A 20261-nucleotide genomic window follows, 5' to 3' on the forward strand; every position below is an offset into this window, starting at 1 on the left:
TGATCATTCGTTGTCGTTGGAGGGCACAGGGCGCGACCTGGCGCGTGGCCATGGCGACGATTTCGAGGTGCGCCAAGCGTGCCAGCCTTCTGGCAAGTCCGCCAACGCCTGGATGCTTTCGTCCCACTGCACAACGTTTTGCAAGCTGACGATCATGATATCGCCTTCGTCAACAGGTCCGGTTTCGCTGTTGTGGAATTGCCAACTGCCGTCGTCATCGTCATGTGAGACGTATGCAATCCAATCGCCGCGGGTAACGACTGCCCTATCCACAAACACCGCGACATTGGGCGGATCCGCAAACTTCCATTCCTCCATGGGAATTCCCCAAGATGGTTGTTCGGCGCAAAAGAGAAAACGAATTCAAGCGGTTCTCACAAACCCGTCGCTGGCCCGCAACAGATTGCGCGTATAGTCCTTGGTCACACGGCGTTCGACAAGATCCGCCGCCGCCAGATTCTCCACCGCCTCGCCGCTTTGCATCACCATCAGCCGCTCGCACATATGGGTGATGATGGCGAGGTCGTGACTGACCATCAGGAAGGTCAGCTTGCGCCGCTTGCGTACCTCTTCCAGCAGGTTGAGCACTTCCGCCTGCACCGAGGCATCGAGCGCCGAGGTCGGCTCGTCGAGCAGCAGGATCGACGGTTCGAGAATGAGCGCACGGGCGATCGCCACGCGCTGGCGCTGGCCGCCGGAGAGCTGGTGCGAATAGCGAAACCGAAAACCGTTGCCGAGGCCGACTTCGTCGAGCGCCCGCTGGATACGCTTTTCGCCGTCGGCAAAGCCATGGATGGCAAGCGGCTCCTGCAGCAGACGGTCGACGGTCTGGCGCGGGTGCAGCGACCCGTACGGATCCTGGAAGACCATCTGCACTTCACGGTAGAAGGCCTTGTCGCGGCGCGCGCCGAGCGTCTTGCCGTTGACGACGATGCCGCCCGATGCAACCGGCGCAAGGCCGGCGATGGCCCGCAGCAGCGTCGATTTGCCGGAGCCGGATTCGCCGACCAGGCCGAAGGATTCGCCCGGCTGCACGTCGAGGCTGACGCCTTTCAGTGCGCGAAAACGGTCGAAGATCACTTCCAGCCTGTCGACGGCAATCGCAGAAGTCATGCCGCCCACTCCGGCTTGCGGTCGAGCACCGGCAGCGGGTGGCGGTCGGCACCGATCTTGGGCATGCAATTGAGCAGGCCGCGCGTGTAGGGATGCTGGGCCTGGCCGAGTTCGGACGCCTTGAGCTGCTCGACCACCTTGCCGGCATACATGACGATGACGCGGTCGCAGAAGGACGAGACCAGGCGCAGATCGTGCGAGATGAAGATCAGCCCCATGCCGCGCTCACTGACCAGCCGGTCGAGGATGCCGAGCACATCGAGCTGCACGGTGACGTCGAGCGCCGAGGTCGGCTCGTCGGCGATCATCATTTCCGGACCGGCGATCAGCATCATGGCGATCATGGCGCGCTGGCCCATGCCGCCCGAAACTTCATGCGGATGCAAATTGAAGACGCGAGAGGGATCACGGATCTGCACCGCCTCCAGCATGGCCAATGCACGGTCGCGTGCCTCCGCCTTGCCGACCTTTTCATGGGTGCGCAGCGTCTCGACGATCTGGCGACCGATGCTCATCACCGGGTCGAGCGAATATTTCGGATCCTGCAGGATCATGGCGATGCGCTTGCCGCGCAGCGCCCGGCGTTCGCGTGGCGAGACGGTGAGCAGGTCGATGCCGTCGAAGGCGAGCTTGTTGGCCGATATCCGCGCCTGCGGTGGCGTCAGGCCCATGATGGCGCGGCCGGTCTGCGATTTTCCCGAGCCGGATTCGCCGACGATGCCGAGCCGTTCGCGGCCGAGCGAAAAGGAAACGCCGCGCACCGCCTCGATCAGCCCGGTGCGGGTCGGGAAGGTGACGCGCAGGTCGTCTACGTCGAGAAGCGTCTTCGTCTCCCCGCTCATTGGTCGCCACTCCGCGGATCGAGCGCGTCGCGCAGGCCGTCGCCAAGCAGGTTGAAGCCGAGGCTGACGATGAGAATGGCGAAGCCCGGCGCACCGGCCACCCACCATTGATCGAGCACGAAGCGGCGGCCGGAGGCGATCATCGTGCCCCATTCGGGCAGCGGCGGCTGCGCGCCGAGGCCGAGGAAACCGAGCCCGGCGGCGGTCAGGATGATGCCGGCCATGTCGAGCGTCACCCTGACGATCAGGGACGAAATGCAAAGCGGCATGATATGGCGCAGCACGATGCGGAAGGGCGAAGCGCCCATCAGTTGCACCGCCTTGATGTAGTCGGAATTGCGCACCGTCAGCGTCTCTGCCCGCGCGATGCGGGCGTAGGGCGGCCATGAGGTGATGGCGATGGCCAGCACTGCATTCTCGATGCCGGGGCCAAGTGCTGCGACGAAGGCCAGCGCCAGGATCAGCTTGGGAAAGGCGAGGAAGATGTCGGTGATGCGCATCAGGATGGCATCGGTCCAGCCACCGGCATAGCCTGCAACGGTGCCGACCAGAAGGCCGATGGGTGCGGCGATGATGGCAACCAGGATGACCACGTAAAGCGTCCAGCGCGAGCCGTAGAGGATGCGCGACAGGATATCGCGGCCGAGATCGTCGGTGCCGAACCAGTGCTCGGCGCTCGGCGCCAGCAGGCGCGCGTTCTTCAGGTCGCCGAATGTCGGAGAATAAGGCGCCAGCACGCCGGCAAGGGCGGCGACGACCAGCAGGGCAATGATGATAAGCAGGCCGAGAAACGCCAACCGGTTGGCGGAAAAGCGCCGCCACGCCACATAGGCGCGGCCGAGCCTTGCCTGCATGCGCGAGGCCGGCCGCTCGCTGAGCAGCCAGTCGCGACGGCTCTGGATGGTGTCGACGCTCATGCGGACTTCGTCCTCGGATCGAGCACACGATACAGCAGGTCGGACAGAAGGTTGATGGCGATGAACACCGAGCCGATGACGATGGTGCCGCCGAGCACCGCATTCATGTCGGCGTTCTGCAGCGAATTGGTGATGTAAAGGCCGATGCCCGGCCATGAGAAGACGGTCTCGGTCAGCACCGAACCTTCCAGCAGTCCGGCATAGGACAGCGCGATCACCGTCACCATCGGCACCGCTGCGTTGCGCAGCGCGTGGCCCCAGATGATGCGGGCTTCCGACAGGCCCTTGGCGCGCGCCGCGACGATATATTCCTGCGACAATTCGTTGAGCATGAACGAGCGCGTCATGCGGCTGATATAGGCGAGCGAGAAATAGCCGAGCAGCGAGGCCGGCAGGATGATGTGGCGGAAGGCGTCGTAAAAAACGTCCCACTGCCCCTGCATCGCAGAGTCGAGGAGATAGAAGCCGGTGATCGGCGTAAAGGAGTATTCGTAGACGACGTCGAGCCTCGCCGGGAAGGCAACCCATTGCAGCTTGGCGTAAAACAGCACCAGCCCAAGCAGCCCCAGCCAGAAGATCGGCACGGAATAACCGATCAGGCCGATGACGCGCACGATCTGGTCGATGAGGCTGCCGCGCCTGACCGCGGCCAGCACACCGAGCGGCACGCCGAACAACGCGCCGATCAGCGTTCCGAGGGTCGCCAGTTCCGTCGTGGCCGGAAGCGCCCGGCGAATGTCGGTCATGACCGGATTGGTGGTCAGCACGGAGACGCCGAAATTGCCGTTCAGCGCATTCTTCACATAGATGTAGAACTGCTCGATCAACGGCAAATCGAGGCCCATCTCGCGGCGCGTGCGCTCAACCACATTGGCCGGCGCCCGGTCGCCGAGCACCGCCAGCACCGGGTCGATCGGAATGACGCGGCCGATGAAGAAGGTGACCGCGAGCAGACCAAGATAGGTCGTGATCGCAATGACCAGGAAACGGCCAAGCGATGATGCAACAGCGACGGCGCGGGCGCTGCCGCGCCCCGCCGCCACTTCTTTTTCAACCGCGCTCATGCGGCGTGTCCGCGAGCACTATTCCTTGGACACCGGTCCGACGAAGTTGGTGTCGAAGCTCGGGCCGAGCGCAAAGCCCTTGAGGTTCTTGCGCAGGCCGGCCACTTCCAGCTGCTGGTGGATGACGACGAAGGGGCTGGTGTCGAGGATTTTCTTCTCGAGATCCTTGTACATGTCGGCGCGCTTGCCGGCATCCTTCTCGAGCAGTGCCGCTTCCGTCTGCTTGGTCAGGTCCGGAATGTCCCAGGCGTTGCGCCAGGCCAGCGTCTTGGTCTTGGCCCCATCCGAATTGTCCGGGTTCGAGGCAAAGGTCTGGGCGTTGGAGTTCGGGTCGAAATAATCCTGGCCCCATTGGCCGATATAGATGTCGTGGTTGCGGGCGCGGTATTTGGTGAGCGTCTGCTTGCCGTCGCCCGGGATGATCTCGAGCTTGATGCCGGCCTGTCCGAGCGTCTGCTGGATCGATTCCGCCATGCCGGTCGTCGGCTGGCCGGTGCGTACGTCCATGGTTACGCTGAAGCCGTCGGGCAGACCGGCCTTGGCCAGCAATTCCTTGGCCTTGGCGACATCGAGCTTGAACGGATTCTCATCCAATTCGCCGAGCACGCCCTTGGGCAGGAAGGTCTGATGGATTTCGCCGATGCCCTTGAGGATGGTGGAGCTCAAGGCATCATAGTCGACCAGATACTTGAACGCCTGGCGCACCTCCGGCTTGGCGAGGTTCGCGTTCTTCTGGTTGAGGCTGATGTAATAGACCGTGCCCTTGGGCGCGCTGGTGGTGGTGAGGTCGGCGTTCTTGGCGATGGCGTCGAGGTCGTTCGGTTCGAGATTGCGGGCAACGTCGATGTCGCCAGCCTCGAGCGCCAGGCGCTGGCCCGAGCTTTCCTTCATGTTGCGATAAATGACGCGGGCAAGCTTGGCTTTTTCGCCGTAGTAATTGTCGTTGCGCTCGAGAACGACGGCTTCGTTGGCCCGCCATTCGCGCAGCTTGAAGACGCCGGAGCCGGCATAGCCGGTCTTCAGCCAGGCATTGCCGAAATCATTGTCCCATTTGTAGTCGGCGCTCGGCGTGACCGCAGCCACATGTTCCTTGACCAGCTTGGCGTCGACCACCGAAGCGACCGTTGCCGACAGGCAGTTCAGCACGAAACTCGGCGCATAGGCCTTGTCGACGGTGAACTGGAAGGTGCCGTCGTCGACAGCCTTGGCCTTTTCGGTGACGTTGTCACCGCTGATGCCGAACTGGCCGATGATGAAGGCCGGGCTCTTGTCGAGCTTGATGACGCGCTCGAACGACCAGGCGACATCGGACGCCGTGATCGGATTGCCGGAAGCGAATTTCAGGCCGGGCTTGAGCTTGAACGTGTAGGTCAGGCCGTCATCGGAGACGGTCCAGCTTTCGGCAAGGTCGCCCTTGACCTTGGAGGTGTCGCTGAGGTCGAGACGGACAAGCAGATCATAGGTGTTGCCGGTGACCTCGGCGGTCGACAGCTCGAACGCCTCGCCCGGATCCATGGAGATGATGTCGTCGATCGCGAAACCTTCGACCAGCGTGTCGGCGGGCGTGACCGCACCGGCGGGCGCGCCGGCCAGAAGCAGCGCCGACATGGCGGCACCCGCGAGCAGGAAGCGAGAGCGTAGAGCAAACTTTTCCATCATCATTGTGATTGTTCCCTGTTTTGTTGTTTGTTGACCTGAGTTCCCGGCTCAGGGTTGCGGAATTTTTTCGGGGCCTGGAGACGGCCCCTCTGCCCACTTACCGTCGTGGTTTTTGTCCAGTTGGTCAACACCATATCCGGCGGCCCCGTGGCGGGCAACGAGCATTTATACGACGGCTCATTGGGCCAGAAAGGCCGGTGGGGTGTCGACGCATAGGCCAGCCAATCGAGGCTGCCGATCGAGAAAAATCTGCTAATTTCGGAGCTATTTCAGCACTGCGACCAGGTCGGCGTCAGGAAAGCAGGTGGCGGCGCGGCCGTTCTTGGCTTGCCATATGCCGATCGAGCGGCGGGTCTTGAAGCCGGGCAGGCCATCGGCGCTGCCGACGTCATAGCCCTTGGCCTCCAGCGCCCGCTGCAGGGCGGCGATGTCCGAACGGTGCAGCCCGCCGACCGCGCCCCAGCTGCCGGCGAAGTTCTGATCGCCATGGGCGATGCGATCGGCGCCATGGCCGATGAACAGCGCGTACAGGTCGCTGGTGTTGTATTGCTTCAGCACGTAGAAATTGGGCGTGGCGACAAAGGCCGGGCCGCTGCGCCCTGCCGGCATCAGCAGAAAGCCTTCGGCCTTCAGCTCACTCACTGGAAACGGTTTGCCGCCGACGCGCTTGATGCCCATATCAGCCCATTGCGAGATTTTCTTGCCCTGGTCCGGGCCTTCCAGCGAACAGGAAACGCTTTCCGGCACCGTCACCTCGAATCCCCAGCCACGACCCTTTACCCAGCCATAGTGGACGAGATAATTGGCGATCGAGGCCAACACGTCCGGCGTCGAGTTCCAGATGTCGACGCGACCGTCGCCGTCGAAATCGACGGCATGTTTCAGGAACGAGGTCGGCATGAATTGCGGCTGGCCGAGCGCGCCGGCCCAGGACGATTTCATCGCGCCGACCGGAGCCAGCCCGCGCTCGACGATCTCGAGTGCGGCAAGCAGTTCGGTGCGGAAGAAGTCCTTCCTGGTCGACATGAATGCCTTGGTGCCCAGCACTTCGAAGGCGTCATAAGGCATCTTCGCCGCGCCGAATCCGGTCTCGCGGCCCCAGATCGCCAGCAGCACTTCGCCCGGCACGCCATAGCGCTTTTCGATGGCCGCAAGTGTCCTGGCATTGGCGGCTTCGCGTGCGCGCCCGCCTGCCGTCACCGCGCGAACCGTCTTCTCGGCGAAATAGGCGCCGGGTGAGCCGAATTCGGCCTGGTGCTGCTTCTGCGGCGTGGCCGCCTTCTCGCCCGGCTTGACCAGGTCCGGCAGCTTCAGATTGGGCTTGATGCCGTCGAAGGCGGCGTCGAAGGTGGTTTTGGAAATGCCTTTCGCCTTGGCCTGTGGCCAGAGGTCGTTCTGCAGCCAGGCGCGGAACTGGTCGTCGATCTTTGCGGCGGAGGCGGGGGTGGAAAAGACCGAGAGAAGAACTGCAAAAAAGGAAAACAGAACCAATCTGAGAGGTTTGCGTTCCTTCGCACCCCTCTCCGTCCTGTCGAGGGGGGTGCTTGGCACCAGCCTGGAAGGACGCGCAAAAATCATGACCCGCATCCTCTGCCGCAACTTTGTCAAAACGCCGTCCGCGAACGCAGCGCCGCGGCCAGCGTGCCCTCGTCGAGATAGTCGAGTTCGCCGCCGACCGGCACGCCATGCGCAAGGCGCGTCACCTTGATGTCGAAGCCGGACAACTGGTCGGTGAGGTAATGCGCGGTTGTCTGGCCCTCCACCGTCGCATTGACGGCGAGGATGATCTCCTTGACCTCGCCGCCGGCGACGCGATCAACCAGCGAGCGCATGTTGAGCTGCTCGGGGCCGATGCCGTCGAGCGGCGACAGCGTGCCGCCGAGCACGTGGTAGCGCACATTCATCGCCGCCGCGCGCTCCAGCGCCCACAGGTCGGAGACGTCCTCGACGACGATGATGGTGTCGGCATCACGGCGCGGATCGGTGCAGATCATGCAAGGGTCCGATGTATCGACATTGCCGCAGGTCGAGCAGATGCGCACCTTGTCGGCCGCCTCGGCCATGGCGGCGGCAAGGGGCGACAAAAGCTGCTCTTTCTTCTTGATCAGATGAAGGGCGGCACGCCTGGCCGAACGGGGTCCCAGCCCCGGCACCTTGGCCAGGAGCTGGATCAGACGTTCGATCTCGGGACCGGCGATTCGCTTCGACATCGCTCTGATCTAGAGCAATTCCAGGAAAAGTGCGAAGCGGTTTTCCGTCCGGAATTGCGTCAAAACGAAAAAGCTGGAGCGGTTCACCGTTTCCGCGAAACGGTGAACCGCTCCAGGATTTTTCAGAGCGCTTTGGAACATCTGCATCCGCATGACCGCCATATTGGGCCTTGGCGGACCGCGGGGCGCAGATCAGTTGGTCTCGAGCGGCCGGCCCTGGCTGACAATCATCGCGCCAATGGCGTCTGTGTTCTCAGGCGTCGACTGGAACCCCATCGACGCCTCTTGCGGCGCGTCTTGAACCGACGAGATGACCCTTGTGTTCAAGCTTCCGCCAAAACGCGCGGCATCCGGCTCTTCCATCGGCTCCTGCATCGCCACCACCGTCGGCTCTTGCGAGACACGCGCGGATTTCGCGGCCGGCGCGGCAGCGGCGGTCACATAGGTCTGCTGGGCGGGAGCGGATCGAACGGTTGCCGTCCTGGCTGGACGCACCGGCTCGGCGGACGCGACCATCGTCACCGGCGCGGCTGACTTGTCGGGCGCCGCCGAGGCAATAGCGACCTGCGGCTCATCCGGCAGCGGCTGCCAGTTGCGGCCGCGCTTCTCGTAGAAGGCATTGCCGCCGGCAACCATGGTGTAGTGCATGTTCTTGTAGGGGAAGCGGAGGCCGGCTGTGTGGAAGAACATGGTGTTCTTGAGCTTGGACTTGCGCTCGCCCTTCAGCACCGCGTCGGCGGCTTCCTCGACATCGGGCATTGCGCGTGAATTCATCGGCCTTGTCATGACACCAGGCGCGAACTGCCCGGGCTCGCCCACCACTTGGCAGATGGTGCTGCCATGGTTGCCGGAGCGCAGCCGGTTCATCACCACCGTGCCGACCGCGATCATGCCGTCGCGGCTCGAGCGGTTGGACTCGAAGAACATCGCCCGTTCCAGGCATTCCTTGTCCTTCGGCGTGTGGCTGTATGCCCCTGAACTCAGGAAACCCGGCGTGATGGCGTCGGTCAGGCTGGCGACGGACATGCCGTGTGAAGTGGTCTGGCTACAGGCAGCCAAAAACAGGGGTGAAATGACGGCGCCGAGCAACAGCGGCGTCTTCCATCGCGTGGAAATCAACAGGTAACCCTCTCACTTCGTGCCCGCCCCCAGGCTGCGGCAAGAATGAGACACTTTCGGGCAAAATGATGGCCAAAACGTTATTAACAACGTACTGTTGCCAAATTGGCACAATTTCGTGGCTTTCCAGATAGATCGAGCCGTCATTTCACAAAAGCGATGACCGCTCTCTCTTTGTTTCGCCGCAATTGCCCCAAGGGAAAGCACCACGCGATTTTTCCTGAAGCGATCTACCGCCCGGCCGCTATCGCGGCCGGCTGGCCAGGCTCAAGCTCCTCGACCTTCTCCGAAAACAGGCCGCGCCGGAGGAACAGCGTCCGCGCCTCCCTGGCCGTCGGCGCGATCTTTCCCGGCCAGTCGCTGTCTATGAACTCAGCCTTGGTGAAGTCCGGATTTGTCTCGCTTGCCGCCTCGAGGAATTCGGCGATCTCCAGCACGATCGCGCGCTCGTCCTTCGAAAGCGCCGATGTGCCGGCTTCGATCGATGGGCGATGGAGGAAATCCTCGAACAGATAGAAATAACCCTTGATGCCGACGAGATCGACGCCGTCGTCACAATCGGCCAGGATTTCCAGGATCTCGTAGATCCTGTTGCGGATACGCTGCTCGATCAGTCTTTCGGACGGCTCTTCGGCCATGTCGATCACGGAGGCGCGCCGAATGCTAGAAGGGCAGTTTCATTCCCGGCGGGATCGGCAGGCCCGCGGTCAGCGCCTTGGTCTTTTCCTGCATGATCTGCTCGACCTTGGTCTTGGCGTCGTTGTGAGCGGCCAGCACGAGGTCTTCCAGGATCTCGACATCGTCTTCCTTGAACAGAGACGGATCGATCTTCAACGACTTCATCTCGAATTTTCCGGTCAGCGTCACATTGACCAGGCCGCCGCCGGCCTGGCCGGACGCTTCCAGCGTGGCGATCTCGTCTTGCATGGCCTGGAACTTGGCCTGCATTTCCTTCGCCTTGCCCATCAGGCCGAGAAGATCTTTCATGGTCGGGTCCTTTGCGGATTCGTGGCTGGATCAGGGTTCATCGTCGTCAGCCGGCGGCTCGACCGGCACTTCGGCCTCTGCCGTTTCGGCTTCCGGCGCGTCCGGAATGCGCACATCGATGATCTTGGCACCGGGAAAGCGCGCCAGGATGGCGGCCACTGTCGGGTCGCTCTTGGCATCGAGAAAAGCCGTCTCGCGTTTGGCCGATTCCATTTCGGCGAGCGTCTGGCCGCCCTCTTCCTTCGACAGCGAGACAAGCCAGCTGCGACCGGTCCAGGCGCGCAATTTCGTCGTCAGGTCGTTGAGCAGCATCTTGGGCGCATCGCTGGTCAGGCCGACGTCGATGCGGCCGGGCTCGATGCGTACAAACCGGATGCAGCTTTTGACCAGCACCTTGAAGGCGATGTCGCGCTGCGCGTCTGCCAGGGCAATGATGTCGGCCAGCGATTTCAGCGGCGCCGATTGCGCCTCCGTGACCGGCTCCGGCGGAGCGACGTAGGCAACGGGCGCAGGCGAGGCTTCGACCAGCCGCATGGTCTGCGCGCCGCCCGGGCCAGACGGCATGCGCGTCTGCGCCACCGCGCTGGCGCCGTTGCCTCCCCCTGCAGGCGCCCCATTTGGGCGCAGCGCGCCATTCTGCGCCGGCGCGGCGCCTTCAAGCGATCTCAACGCCTCGTCCAGCGTCGGCAGGTCGGCGGCATGCGCCAGCCGGATCAGCACCATTTCGGCGGCGCTGACGGGCCGGTTGGAGGACTGCACCTCTGGAATGCCCTTGAGCAGCATCTGCCATGTCCGCGACAGCACCCTGACCGACAGCGTCCTGGCGAAATCGGCGCCGCGCTGCCGCTCGTCCTCGGATAGCGAGGCATCCTCGATGGCCGTCGGCACGAAACGCAGCCGGGTGACGAGGTGGTTGAATTCGGCAAGGTCGGTCAGCACGGCGGCCGGATCGGCGCCGGTATCGTATTGCGCACGGAATTCGCCTAGGGCCGCCGCGACATCGCCTCTCATCACATGTTCGAACAGGTCGACGATGCGGGCGCGGTCGGCAAGCCCCAGCATCGCCCGAACCGCGTCGGCGCTGACCGAGCCGGCGCCATGGGCAATCGCCTGGTCGAGGATGGATAGCGAATCACGAGCCGAGCCTTCGGCGGCGCGCGCGATCATCGCCAGCGCGTCGTCGTCGACCGAAATGCCCTCCTTGGCCGAGATCGAGGCGAGATGCCCGACCAGCGCGCCGGCGTCGATGCGCCTCAGGTCGAAGCGCTGGCAGCGCGACAGGACGGTGATCGGGACCTTGCGGATCTCGGTGGTGGCAAAGATGAATTTGACGTGCGGCGGCGGCTCTTCCAGCGTCTTCAGAAGGCCGTTGAAGGCCTGCGTCGACAGCATGTGCACTTCGTCGATGATGTAGACCTTGTAGCGGGCCGAGACCGGCGCGTAGCGCACGCGCTCGATGATGTCCCTGATGTCGTCGATGCCGGTGTGCGAGGCGGCGTCCATCTCGATGACGTCGACATGGCGGCCTTCCATGATCGCCTGGCAATGTTCGCCGAGGACGGCAAGGTCGACCGACGGCTGGTCGATATCAGCGGTTTTATAGTTCAGGGCGCGCGCGAGGATGCGCGCCGTCGTCGTCTTGCCGACGCCGCGCACGCCGGTCAGCATCCAGGCCTGGGCGATACGGCCGGTGGCAAAGGCGTTGGTGAGGGTGCGCACCATCGGCTCCTGGCCGACCAGCTCGGAGAAGTTCGAAGGACGGTACTTGCGTGCCAGCACGCGATAGGCGGCGGCCTTGCCTATCTCCAGGCTTTTTGGTCCCGAATTTCCGGCTTCGCTCATACGCCCGTAAAGCTCCAAATGGCCGCGCCCGAAGGCGGCCGATTCCTGCGCATAGTCTCGCCCGCGCTGCAATGCGTCGTCAATGTCGCGAGAGGGGCCGATGAGGTGGGAGGCTGGAACAATGACCCGTTCCGGGCTCGTTAGGGCTGCTTCCTTCCGGACCTGACCCGGTTGGCGAGTGGATCGTCCACCACCAACCTCCCGCTTTCCATATCGGCAATTGCGCGACGAAATGCAAGTGCGCCGCAGAAATCGCAAAAATATGGAATTGGCGCACCAAAGCGTGAGGGGCGCAATGATTCGCTTGCAGCCCCCCTGCCGCCGCTCTAGCGTTCCTGCGTTTGAGGAAAACAAGAAAAGCAAGGGAAACGCCGATGCTGCCGGGCCTGAAGGCCGGATTCACGCTGGACGCACGGCTGGAGGCGGACAGCGAGCAATTGATGTGGCTTGGGCTGTGCGAGCTGCGGGTGATGAACGACCGCCGCTGGCCCTGGTTGCTGCTGGTGCCGCAGCGCCCCGGCGCGGAGGAAATCCACGACATGACGCCGCTTGACCAGGCGATGCTGACCTTCGAGACCAATATGGTGGCGCAGGCGCTGAAGAAAGCGACCGGCTGCACCAAGATCAACACCGGCGCGCTCGGCAACATCGTGCGCCAGTTGCACATCCATGTCATCGCGCGTTCTGAAGGCGATCCCGGCTGGCCAGGTCCTGTGTGGGGACATGGCCTGCGAGAGCCCTATCAACGTTCCGACTTGCGACGGTTTGCCGAAACGATCAAGGCGGCGCTATAAGCGTTCCCCGTGTCCATCCCTCAACATATTCCAGAGTCCCCATGAGCTTCCGCCTGTTTGACGCGCCTTTGCGCGAGCCGAGCCAGTTCGTCGGCTTCGCCGGCAACACGATCGACCGGCAGTCCGAGAACCGCGCCGACGATTCGGTCGACAAAGCGCTGGCCGATCCGGCGACGCGGCTGCTTCTGATGCATGGCGGCCGGCTCTATCTGAAGCTCGGCGATGGCGGCGCTCTCGATCCCTGGTTCGGTGCGACCGAGAGCAAGCCCTTCAAGGTTTCCCTGGCGCAAGGCATCCTGCTCGGTTTTTCCGAACGAGGACCGGTGCTGGCCGTGCCCGCCGGCGTCGAACCCGAACAGCTTCCGGAAACAGTCAAGGCCATCGACTACCGCTCGGTCTACATGCAAGGGCTGATCGACGAGGCAGCGGCCGGCGCGATGGCGCAAGGGGCGGCTTTGCTCGCCTGGCATGCCAGCCATCGCTTCTGCAGCAAATGCGGCACGGAATCGCAGATGCGGGCCGGCGGCTACAAGCGGCATTGCCCGAATTGCGGCACCGAACATTTTCCGCGCACCGACCCGGTGGCGATCATGCTGACGGCGACGCGGGAGAAGTGCCTGCTCGGGCGCGGCCGGCATTTCGCGCCGGGCATGTATTCGGCCCTCGCCGGCTTCATCGAGCCTGGCGAGACGATCGAGGCGGCGGTGCGCCGCGAGACGCTGGAGGAGGCCGGCATCCGGCTTGGCCGCGTCGTCTACCACGCCAGCCAGCCCTGGCCGTTTCCCTATTCGCTGATGATCGGCTGCTTCGGCGAGCCGCTCAATGACGATATCCAGGCCGACCTCAACGAGCTTGAGGACTGCCGCTGGTTTTTTCGCGACGAGGTGCGCCGGATGCTGGAAAGGACGCACCAGGACAATCTGATCACGCCGCCGAAAGGCGCCATTGCGCATCACCTCATCCGCGCCTGGGTCGATTCAGAATGATGGCAGCGAACACCTAAAGACATTGCAGGAGCAGGACATGATCCGTCACACCGTCGTTTTCACGCTGAAGCATCCGCCGCATTCGCTGGAGGAAAAGCGGTTCCTGGTCGACGCCAAGAGGATCCTCACCGCGATCAGGGGCGTCACGCATTTCGAGCAATTGCGGCAGATCAGCCCCAAGAACGACTATCGTTTCGGCTTCTCGATGGAGTTCGCCGACCAGGCCGCCTACACCAGGTACAACGACCATCCAGACCATGTCGCCTTCGTGCGCGACCGCTGGGTGCCGGAGGTCGAGACGTTCATGGAGATCGACTATGTGCCGCTGGGCGCGGTGATCTAGTCCGCAACCTTCCACTGCTCACGCGACTCACTGGCCGGATAGACGCCGAGAATGCGCACTTCGCGCGAGAAGAAACGCAGCTCGTCCAGCGCCAGCTTGACCAGCGGGTCGTCGGGATGGCCCTCGATGTCGGCGTAAAACAGCGTCGCCGTGAAAGCGCCCAGCTGGTAGCTCTCCAGCTTGGTCATGTTGATGCCGTTGGTGGCGAAGCCGCCCATCGCCTTGTAGAGCGCGGCCGGCACGTTGCGGACGCGGAAGATGAAGGTCGTCATCATCTTGACGTCGGGCGAAGGACGCTCGGCCCATTGCTTGTTCTTGGTCAGGACGACAAAGCGGGTGACGTTTGAGTCGGTGTCCTCGACGTTTTGCTCGATGATATCGAGCCCGTAGAGGGTCGCGGCCAGGGCCGGCGACAGCGCCGCCATGCTGCGGTCCTTGACCTCGGAGACCATTTTGGCGGCGCCGGCCGTGTCGCCGGCGACGATCGCCTTCCAACCGTTCTTGCGAACGTATTTGCGGCACTGGCCAAGCGCATGGATGTGGCTGTGCACCGTCTTGATCTCGTCGCGCTTGACGCCTGGCAGCACCATCAGCTGGAAATGGATCGGCAGGAAATATTCGCCGACGATGTGCAGCTTCGATTCCGGCAGGAGATGATGGATATCGGCGACGCGCCCGGCAATGGTGTTCTCGATCGGGATCATGGCGAGGTCGGCCTTGTTGGTCTCGACCGCGTTGAAGGCATCCTCGAAGGTCGGGCAGGGCAACGGCTCCATCGAAGGAAACATGTTGCGGCTGGCGGTGTCGGAATTGGCGCCCGGTTCGCCCTGGAAGGATATTCTGTTGGTCTTTTCAGGCATGCCGATATCTCAGGTTGAAAGGATTGTTCTGGCGCGTTCGAGGTCTTCAGGCGTGTCGACGCCGAGCGGCAGCGACTGGACGATCTCGGCGTCGATGCGCATGCCGGCTTCCAGCGCCCGCAACTGTTCCAGCCGCTCGCGCCGTTCGAGCGGCGACGGCTTGAGCGCGACGAAACGCTCGAGTGCTTCGCGGCGATAGGCGTAGAGGCCGACATGATGGTAGAGCGGCCCCTCGCCCCAAGGCGCCGTGGCACGGGTGAAATAGAGCGCCCTCAGCCTGCTGCCGGAAAGCGGCGAGCCGACGATCTTGACGACATTGGGATTGGTCTTTTCCTCATCGCGGACGATCTCGACGCCGAGCGTGGCGATGTCCACCGCACTGTCCTCGAAAGGCCTGAGCGACGCGGCGATGATCCGGGGATCGATGGTCGGCAGGTCGCCCTGCACATTGACGATGGTTTCGACCTTGCGCCCAGGGTCGAGCGCGACCAGCGCCTCGTGGATGCGGTCGGAGCCGGATTCATGATCCATGCGTGTCATCACGGCCTCGAAACCGTGCGCGCGCACGGCTTGCGCCACGCTTTGCGTGTCGGTCGCCACCACCACCCGGCCAAGGCCGGCTTCGGCGGCGCGGCGGGCGACATGGACGATCATCGGGGCGCCGGCGATGTCGGCCAGCGGCTTGCCCGGCAGGCGGGTCGAAGCCATGCGGGCCGGGATCAGGATCAGCGTGGACATTTCGGGTGCAAGGCGTCTCGAAAGAGGACAGGGAAAGTGGCAAAAGGTCTCACTGGAAGCGCCCTTATAGGTGTTGCAACGCCGCAGCAAAAGACCTAGTTTCCGCCCGATTTGACCGCCCTGGCAGGACGGTCACGATACCGACGGACGGAGTGGACGGTTCTGTCCGCCGGAAAAGGGAGCAAGGGGCGTATGGATTCCAACGAAGTCAACAAACTGCTCGCCGGATTGCTCGGAACCGTTTTCGTCGTCTTCTCGGTCGGCATTGTGTCCGATGCGCTGTTTGCGTCGCCGGCGCCGGAAAAGCCTGGTTTCGCCATCGAGGCCGCCGAGCCCGCCGAAGGCGGTCCGGCCGCGCCCGCCGCCGCGGCCAAGCCGATCGCCGATCTGCTGGCGACCGCCAATGTCGAGCAGGGTGCTGCCGTCTTCAAGAAGTGCCAGGCCTGCCATTCCGGCGAAAAGGGCGGCCCCAACAAGGTCGGCCCGGACCTGTGGGACCTCGTCGACCGTCCGGTCGCCGAGCATGAAGGCTTTGCCTATTCGGCCGGCATGAAGGAATTCTCCAAGGGCGGCACCGAGAAGTGGACCTACGACAACATCAACCACTTCATCACCTCGCCGAAGAAATTCGTGAAGGGCACCGCCATGGGCTTCGCCGGCCTGCCCAAGGACGAGGACCGCGCCAACGTCATCGCCTATCTGCGCACGCTGTCCGACAATCCCAAGCCGCTGCCGGCACCCGGTGCCGCCGCCGATGCAGGCGCCAAGCCTGCCGATGCAGCCGCTCCGGCAAAGCCGGCTGAGGGTGCCGCGCCGGCCGCTCCCGCCGCCCCGGCTCCGGCCGCACCGGCACCGGCGCCTGCCCAATAATTTCGATATCATCTCAACGACCTTGAAAAAGCCGGGTTCAGCCCGGCTTTTTTATTGGGAAAACCGCATAGGCGGCGACAAAGCCGCGCATGACGGTTTTCACGAGCGCCAAATCATCTAGATTGCCCATGAACGGGCATCGCGAAGAGGATAGTGCATGACGGTTGGCCGAACGCTTCTCAAGTCGTTGCTGGCGGCAGCCCTTCTGGCGGCGGGATTGCAGGCTGCCCGCGCCGACGAATGGCGCACCACCTCATCGCTGATCGGCGAGTCCAAATACGGCGCCAATTTCCAGCACTACGACTACGTCAATCCGAACGCGCCCAAGGGCGGCACGCTGAATTCGGTGGTGCCAGGCACATTCGACAGTTTCAATCCCTATGTCGTCCAGGGATCACCGGCCGCCGGCCTGGTCGGGTTCGGCGGCGGCCTGCTCTACGACACGCTGATGGAGCAGGCGACCGATGAAGGCAGCACCAGCCATCCGCTGATCGCCGACGCCTACAAATATCCTGATGACTATTCCTCCGCGACTTACCGGCTCGATCCGCGCGCCAAATGGCATGACGGCCAGCCGATCACCGTCGATGACGTGATCTGGTCGTTCCAGGTGCTCAAGGCCAACAGCCCGCAATACAGCCGCTATTTCGAGAATGTCACCGATGCGGTGGCGATTTCGGACCGCGAGGTGGAGTTCCATTTCAACCAGAAGGGCAATCGCGAACTGCCCAAGATCATCGGCGACCTCGCAGTGCTGCCGAAACATTGGTGGGAAGGCACCGATGCCAACGGCAAGAAACGCGACGTGACCAAGCCGACCCTGGAAATCCCGCTCGGTTCGGCGGCCTACAAGATCGCCAGCTTCAAGCCGGGCTCGGAGATCATCTGGCAGCGTGTGCCGGACTACTGGGCGGCCAAGCTGCCGGTGAAGATCGGCCGCGAGAACTTCGACACCCGACGCTACACCTATATCCTCGACGACAATGCTGCCTGGCTCGCCTTCACCAAAGGCGGACTGGAAGACATCAACCGCGAATACAGTTCGCGTAAGTGGGCGACGGCTTACAATTTCCCGGCATTCCAGGCCGGCGATGTCATCAAGAAGGATTTCCAGACCCAGGCGCCGCAACCGATGCAGGGTTTCGTCCTCAACCAGCGGCGGCCGCTGTTCCAGGACCGGCTGGTGCGTGAGGCGCTGACCATCCCATTCGATTTCGAGAGCATGAACCGCACCCTGTTCTTCGGCTTCAACACCCGTACATCGAGCTATTTCCAGGGCACAGAACTGGCGTCGAGCGGACTGCCGCAAGGCAAGGAACTGGAGATCCTGGAAAAATACCGCGACAAGCTGCCGCCCGAACTTTTCACCCAGGAATTCAAGCTGCCGGTCTATGATTCGCCGCAGGCGGAACGGAAGTACCTGAAACAGGCAGTCGATCTCTTCGCCAAGGCGGGCTGGGTGATCAAGGGCGGCAAGATGGTCAATGCCAAGACCGGCGCGCCGTTCAAGTTCGAGATCCTCGGCTGGAACGACACTGACCAGGTGATCGCCAGTCCCTACATCGCCAATCTGCGCAAGATCGGTGTCGATGCCACTTTGCGCATCATCGACCAGACGCAGTACATCAACCGCGTCAACAATTTTGATTTCGATGTCGTCACAGGCATCCTCCAGCAGTCGGAATCGCCGGGCAACGAGCAACGCGACTTCTGGAGCTCGAAAGCTGCCGATTCGCCCGGTTCGCGCAATCTGATGGGCATCAAGGATCCGACCATCGACGCGCTGGTCGATCGCATCATCTTCGCCACCGATCGCGACGATCTCGTCGCCGCCACCCATGCGCTCGACCGCATCCTGCTGTGGAACTTCTATGTCTTGCCGCAATATCACCGGTCGGCGGTGTGGCTGGCCTATTGGGACAAGTTCAAATTCCCCGACAAGCAGCCCGCCTATGTCGGCGCCGACATCGATTCCTGGTGGATCGACCCGGACAAGGAGAGGGCGCTGGCGGCCAAATACAAGGGCGGCAATTGATGGCGGCCCTGCCCCGCCGCGACTTTCTCGCCCTGGGCAGTGCCGCGGCAGCCGCTGCCCTGTTGCCCGGCCGGGCCTTCGCCGACATTGCGACCGGCATCAAGCTGCATGGCCTGTCGGCCTTCGGCGACCTCAAATACAAGCCCGATTTCGCGCATTTCGACTACGTAAATCCGGACGCGCCCAAGGGCGGCCAGATGAATTTCGCGCCGCCGAACGCAACCCTCAATCAGAGCTTCCTGACCTTCAACACGTTGAATTTCCTGGTGTTGAAGGGGGAGGCGCCGCCGCGCGCCGAACTCTGTTTCGATTCGCTGATGACAAGCGCGCTCGATGAGCCAGATGCAGTCTATGGCCTGCTTGCCGAAACCATTACCCTGTCGCCAGACCGCAACGGTTTCCGCTTCGTGCTGCGACCGCAAGCGCGTTTCCACGACGGCTCGCCGCTGACCGCGCAAGACGTTGTCTTTGCGCTGAAGCTCTATAAGGACAAGGGCCATCCGAACCTTTCCCAGGCGTTGCGGTACATGACCGACGTGGTTGCGGTCGATCCCACCACCGTCGATCTCACCCTCAACGGCAAGCAGTCGGCGCAAAACGTCCTTGCGATCGTGGGGATGCCTATCGTCTCCAAGGCCTTTTACACGGCCAATGATTTCGATGCTTCGACCATGACGCCGCCGCTTGGCTCGGGACCCTACAAGATTGGACGCGTGGCGGCCGGACAGACGGTCGAATATGACCGCGTCGCCGATTATTGGGGCCGCGATCTCCCGGTGAACCGCGGCCTCTACAATTTCGACCGCATCCGCATCGACTTCTATCTTGACCGGCAGGCGGCATTCGAGGCCTTCAAGAAAGGCGACACGCATTTTCGCGAGGAATTCACCTCACGGGTATGGGCGACCGGATACGACTTTCCGGCGCTGAAGGACGGCAAGGTCCTCAAACGGGAATTTCCCGGCGAGAAGACGCCGGACATGCAGAGCGTCGCGCTGAACCAGCGTCGTCCGCAATTCCGCGATGAGCGGGTGCGGCGGGCGATCGCCAGATGTTTCGATTTCGAATGGATGAAGCGGGCCTTGTTTTACGGCTCCTACGAGCGTTCTCAATCGAACTTCGAACGATCGGATTACAAGGCCGAAGGCCTGCCCTCGCCTGACGAATTGGCCCTGCTGGAGCCATTCCGGGCCGAGTTGCCGCCAGAGGTTTTCGGTGAAGCGGTAACACAGCCCCTGTCCGACGGTTCGGGCCATGACCGCAAGCTGCTGGGCGAGGCTTCGAGATTGCTTGCGCAAGCCGGCTGGAAGCGCGACGGCAGTTTCGTCGTCAATGACAAGGGTGAGCCGCTGCGGGTCGAAATGCTGGCGGAGGACGATGGCATCGTTCGTATCTACACCCCGTGGTCGGAGAATATGAAGGCGATCGGGATCGACGCATCGATCCGGCAAATCGATTCGGCGCAGTATGAGCAGCGGCACAGCAATTACGACTTCGATCTTGCCTTGCTGCATTGGTCGATCGGGGCGACGCCGACTGACGACAGCCTGCAGATGCTCTATGATTCCCGCATGGCGAAAATCCCGGGGCAACGCAATTATCCGGGCACCGAAAGCAAGGCCATCGACGCCCTGATCGCGGCAGCAGCCAAGGCGAAAGACCGTATAGAACTCGTCACGGCGCTCAGAGCGCTCGACCGGGTCTTGCGCGCGCGGCTGGACTGGATTCCAACATACTATCTGGCGAATCACCGCGTCGCCTATTGGGACATGTTCGGCTTTGTCGAACAGAAGCCTGATTTCGGCTTTCCGGTCGAGACGCTGTGGTGGTTCGATAAGGGCAAGGCGGCAAGAATTGGCAAAGGCTGAGATGTTCGCTCAAC

20 protein-coding genes and 1 other RNA gene are annotated in these 20261 nt (G+C 62.8%); 6 read left to right on the forward strand and 15 right to left on the reverse strand.

The window, feature by feature from the left end; all coding sequences use genetic code 11:
- Positions 1-3: 3 nt before the first annotated feature.
- The 13 genes from A9K65_RS00240 to ffs form a co-directional block, all read right to left on the reverse strand.
- Entirely contained in the window at positions 4-318 is a 315-nt protein-coding gene (locus A9K65_RS00240; RefSeq protein ID WP_064995727.1) for a hypothetical protein, read from the reverse strand.
- A gap of 45 nt (positions 319-363) precedes the next feature.
- The gene (locus tag A9K65_RS00245; RefSeq protein WP_013527922.1) at positions 364-1113 is read right to left on the reverse strand and encodes an ABC transporter ATP-binding protein; all 750 of its coding nucleotides are present in this window, start codon (positions 1111-1113) and stop codon (positions 364-366) included.
- A complete protein-coding gene (locus A9K65_RS00250; protein ID WP_024503442.1) occupies positions 1110-1955 on the reverse strand; it encodes an ABC transporter ATP-binding protein in 846 nt (281 codons plus the stop codon). Before A9K65_RS00250 ends, A9K65_RS00245 begins: the two co-directional genes overlap by 4 nt.
- Positions 1952-2872, reverse strand: coding sequence for a nickel transporter permease (gene nikC / locus A9K65_RS00255; RefSeq protein WP_013527924.1), 921 nt, complete (start codon positions 2870-2872; stop codon positions 1952-1954). The genes A9K65_RS00250 and nikC overlap by 4 nt, the downstream gene beginning before the upstream one ends.
- Positions 2869-3936 carry an ABC transporter permease gene (locus A9K65_RS00260; RefSeq protein ID WP_064995728.1) on the reverse strand — a complete coding sequence of 356 codons (1068 nt, stop codon included), beginning with the start codon at positions 3934-3936 and terminating at the stop codon, positions 2869-2871. Before A9K65_RS00260 ends, nikC begins: the two co-directional genes overlap by 4 nt.
- Before the next feature lie 18 nt (positions 3937-3954).
- Entirely contained in the window at positions 3955-5598 is a 1644-nt protein-coding gene (locus tag A9K65_RS00265; RefSeq protein ID WP_064995729.1) for an ABC transporter substrate-binding protein, read from the reverse strand.
- 261 nt (positions 5599-5859) lie between these two features.
- The gene (locus A9K65_RS00270) at positions 5860-7173 is read right to left on the reverse strand and encodes a lytic murein transglycosylase (protein ID WP_024503438.1); all 1314 of its coding nucleotides are present in this window, start codon (positions 7171-7173) and stop codon (positions 5860-5862) included.
- A gap of 26 nt (positions 7174-7199) precedes the next feature.
- A complete protein-coding gene (gene recR, locus A9K65_RS00275) occupies positions 7200-7805 on the reverse strand; it encodes a recombination mediator RecR (protein ID WP_064995730.1) in 606 nt (201 codons plus the stop codon).
- Positions 7806-7997: 192 nt separating this feature from the next.
- Positions 7998-8924, reverse strand: a complete 927-nt coding sequence (locus A9K65_RS00280) for a cell wall hydrolase (protein ID WP_013527929.1) — start codon at positions 8922-8924, stop codon at positions 7998-8000.
- Between the two features lie 230 nt (positions 8925-9154).
- Complete coding sequence (locus A9K65_RS00285) at positions 9155-9562, reverse strand: hypothetical protein (RefSeq protein ID WP_013527930.1); 408 nt, start codon at positions 9560-9562, stop codon at positions 9155-9157.
- A 25-nt stretch (positions 9563-9587) separates the two neighbouring features.
- Positions 9588-9911 (reverse strand): YbaB/EbfC family nucleoid-associated protein, encoded by a 324-nt coding sequence (locus A9K65_RS00290; protein ID WP_013527931.1) that lies wholly within the window; start codon positions 9909-9911, stop codon positions 9588-9590.
- 30 nt (positions 9912-9941) lie between these two features.
- Positions 9942-11753 (reverse strand): DNA polymerase III subunit gamma/tau, encoded by a 1812-nt coding sequence (locus A9K65_RS00295; protein WP_064995787.1) that lies wholly within the window; start codon positions 11751-11753, stop codon positions 9942-9944.
- A gap of 105 nt (positions 11754-11858) precedes the next feature.
- An RNA gene (ffs, locus tag A9K65_RS00300) (signal recognition particle sRNA small type) lies at positions 11859-11955 on the reverse strand.
- Between the two features lie 172 nt (positions 11956-12127).
- Here ffs and A9K65_RS00305 point away from each other — a divergent pair.
- From A9K65_RS00305 to A9K65_RS00315, 3 genes are read left to right on the forward strand one after another with little or no spacing between them, the layout of a single operon-like run.
- A complete protein-coding gene (locus A9K65_RS00305; RefSeq protein WP_013527933.1) occupies positions 12128-12547 on the forward strand; it encodes an HIT family protein in 420 nt (139 codons plus the stop codon).
- A 41-nt stretch (positions 12548-12588) separates the two neighbouring features.
- On the forward strand, positions 12589-13533 hold the full coding sequence (gene nudC, locus A9K65_RS00310; protein ID WP_064995731.1) for an NAD(+) diphosphatase: 945 nt from the start codon (positions 12589-12591) through the stop codon (positions 13531-13533).
- Between the two features lie 37 nt (positions 13534-13570).
- Positions 13571-13876, forward strand: coding sequence for a Dabb family protein (locus tag A9K65_RS00315; RefSeq protein ID WP_027161785.1), 306 nt, complete (start codon positions 13571-13573; stop codon positions 13874-13876).
- Here the strand turns inward: A9K65_RS00315 and A9K65_RS00320 are convergent.
- Positions 13873-14736, reverse strand: a complete 864-nt coding sequence (locus A9K65_RS00320; RefSeq protein WP_013527936.1) for a prephenate dehydratase — start codon at positions 14734-14736, stop codon at positions 13873-13875. The genes A9K65_RS00315 and A9K65_RS00320 overlap by 4 nt on opposite strands.
- Before the next feature lie 9 nt (positions 14737-14745).
- Complete coding sequence (locus A9K65_RS00325) at positions 14746-15474, reverse strand: 3-deoxy-manno-octulosonate cytidylyltransferase (RefSeq protein ID WP_027161787.1); 729 nt, start codon at positions 15472-15474, stop codon at positions 14746-14748.
- A gap of 192 nt (positions 15475-15666) precedes the next feature.
- Between A9K65_RS00325 and A9K65_RS00330 the strand changes: the two genes are divergently transcribed.
- The 3 genes from A9K65_RS00330 to A9K65_RS00340 all read left to right on the forward strand — a co-directional run bounded on the left by A9K65_RS00330 (position 15667) and on the right by A9K65_RS00340 (position 20247).
- Positions 15667-16344 carry a cytochrome c family protein gene (locus A9K65_RS00330; RefSeq protein ID WP_013527938.1) on the forward strand — a complete coding sequence of 226 codons (678 nt, stop codon included), beginning with the start codon at positions 15667-15669 and terminating at the stop codon, positions 16342-16344.
- A gap of 157 nt (positions 16345-16501) precedes the next feature.
- Entirely contained in the window at positions 16502-18379 is a 1878-nt protein-coding gene (locus A9K65_RS00335) for an extracellular solute-binding protein (RefSeq protein ID WP_064995732.1), read from the forward strand.
- Positions 18379-20247, forward strand: a complete 1869-nt coding sequence (locus A9K65_RS00340) for an extracellular solute-binding protein (RefSeq protein ID WP_063171156.1) — start codon at positions 18379-18381, stop codon at positions 20245-20247. Before A9K65_RS00335 ends, A9K65_RS00340 begins: the two co-directional genes overlap by 1 nt.
- The last annotated feature ends 14 nt before the right edge of the window (positions 20248-20261 follow it).

The sequence above is a fragment of the Mesorhizobium sp. WSM1497 genome (assembly GCF_001672455.2).
Lineage (GTDB): Bacteria > Pseudomonadota > Alphaproteobacteria > Rhizobiales > Rhizobiaceae > Mesorhizobium > Mesorhizobium ciceri.

What these genes read in the sequence shown, in the direction of transcription:
- A9K65_RS00250 (WP_024503442.1), bottom strand. Translation starts at nt 1,955, where the DNA reads ATGAGCGGGGAGACGAAGACGCTTCTCGACGTAGACGACCTGCGCGTC.
- nikC (WP_013527924.1), bottom strand. Translation starts at nt 2,872, where the DNA reads ATGAGCGTCGACACCATCCAGAGCCGTCGCGACTGGCTGCTCAGCGAG.
- recR (WP_064995730.1), bottom strand. Translation starts at nt 7,805, where the DNA reads ATGTCGAAGCGAATCGCCGGTCCCGAGATCGAACGTCTGATCCAGCTC.
- nudC (WP_064995731.1), top strand. Translation starts at nt 12,589, where the DNA reads ATGAGCTTCCGCCTGTTTGACGCGCCTTTGCGCGAGCCGAGCCAGTTC.
- A9K65_RS00340 (WP_063171156.1), top strand. Translation starts at nt 18,379, where the DNA reads ATGGCGGCCCTGCCCCGCCGCGACTTTCTCGCCCTGGGCAGTGCCGCG.
- A9K65_RS00315 (WP_027161785.1), top strand. Translation starts at nt 13,571, where the DNA reads ATGATCCGTCACACCGTCGTTTTCACGCTGAAGCATCCGCCGCATTCG.
- A9K65_RS00330 (WP_013527938.1), top strand. Translation starts at nt 15,667, where the DNA reads ATGGATTCCAACGAAGTCAACAAACTGCTCGCCGGATTGCTCGGAACC.
- A9K65_RS00335 (WP_064995732.1), top strand. Translation starts at nt 16,502, where the DNA reads ATGACGGTTGGCCGAACGCTTCTCAAGTCGTTGCTGGCGGCAGCCCTT.
- A9K65_RS00290 (WP_013527931.1), bottom strand. Translation starts at nt 9,911, where the DNA reads ATGAAAGATCTTCTCGGCCTGATGGGCAAGGCGAAGGAAATGCAGGCC.
- A9K65_RS00245 (WP_013527922.1), bottom strand. Translation starts at nt 1,113, where the DNA reads ATGACTTCTGCGATTGCCGTCGACAGGCTGGAAGTGATCTTCGACCGT.
- A9K65_RS00285 (WP_013527930.1), bottom strand. Translation starts at nt 9,562, where the DNA reads ATGGCCGAAGAGCCGTCCGAAAGACTGATCGAGCAGCGTATCCGCAAC.
- A9K65_RS00260 (WP_064995728.1), bottom strand. Translation starts at nt 3,936, where the DNA reads ATGAGCGCGGTTGAAAAAGAAGTGGCGGCGGGGCGCGGCAGCGCCCGC.
- A9K65_RS00325 (WP_027161787.1), bottom strand. Translation starts at nt 15,474, where the DNA reads ATGTCCACGCTGATCCTGATCCCGGCCCGCATGGCTTCGACCCGCCTG.
- A9K65_RS00305 (WP_013527933.1), top strand. Translation starts at nt 12,128, where the DNA reads ATGCTGCCGGGCCTGAAGGCCGGATTCACGCTGGACGCACGGCTGGAG.
- A9K65_RS00295 (WP_064995787.1), bottom strand. Translation starts at nt 11,753, where the DNA reads ATGAGCGAAGCCGGAAATTCGGGACCAAAAAGCCTGGAGATAGGCAAG.
- A9K65_RS00270 (WP_024503438.1), bottom strand. Translation starts at nt 7,173, where the DNA reads ATGATTTTTGCGCGTCCTTCCAGGCTGGTGCCAAGCACCCCCCTCGAC.
- A9K65_RS00240 (WP_064995727.1), bottom strand. Translation starts at nt 318, where the DNA reads ATGGAGGAATGGAAGTTTGCGGATCCGCCCAATGTCGCGGTGTTTGTG.
- A9K65_RS00320 (WP_013527936.1), bottom strand. Translation starts at nt 14,736, where the DNA reads ATGCCTGAAAAGACCAACAGAATATCCTTCCAGGGCGAACCGGGCGCC.
- A9K65_RS00265 (WP_064995729.1), bottom strand. Translation starts at nt 5,598, where the DNA reads ATGATGATGGAAAAGTTTGCTCTACGCTCTCGCTTCCTGCTCGCGGGT.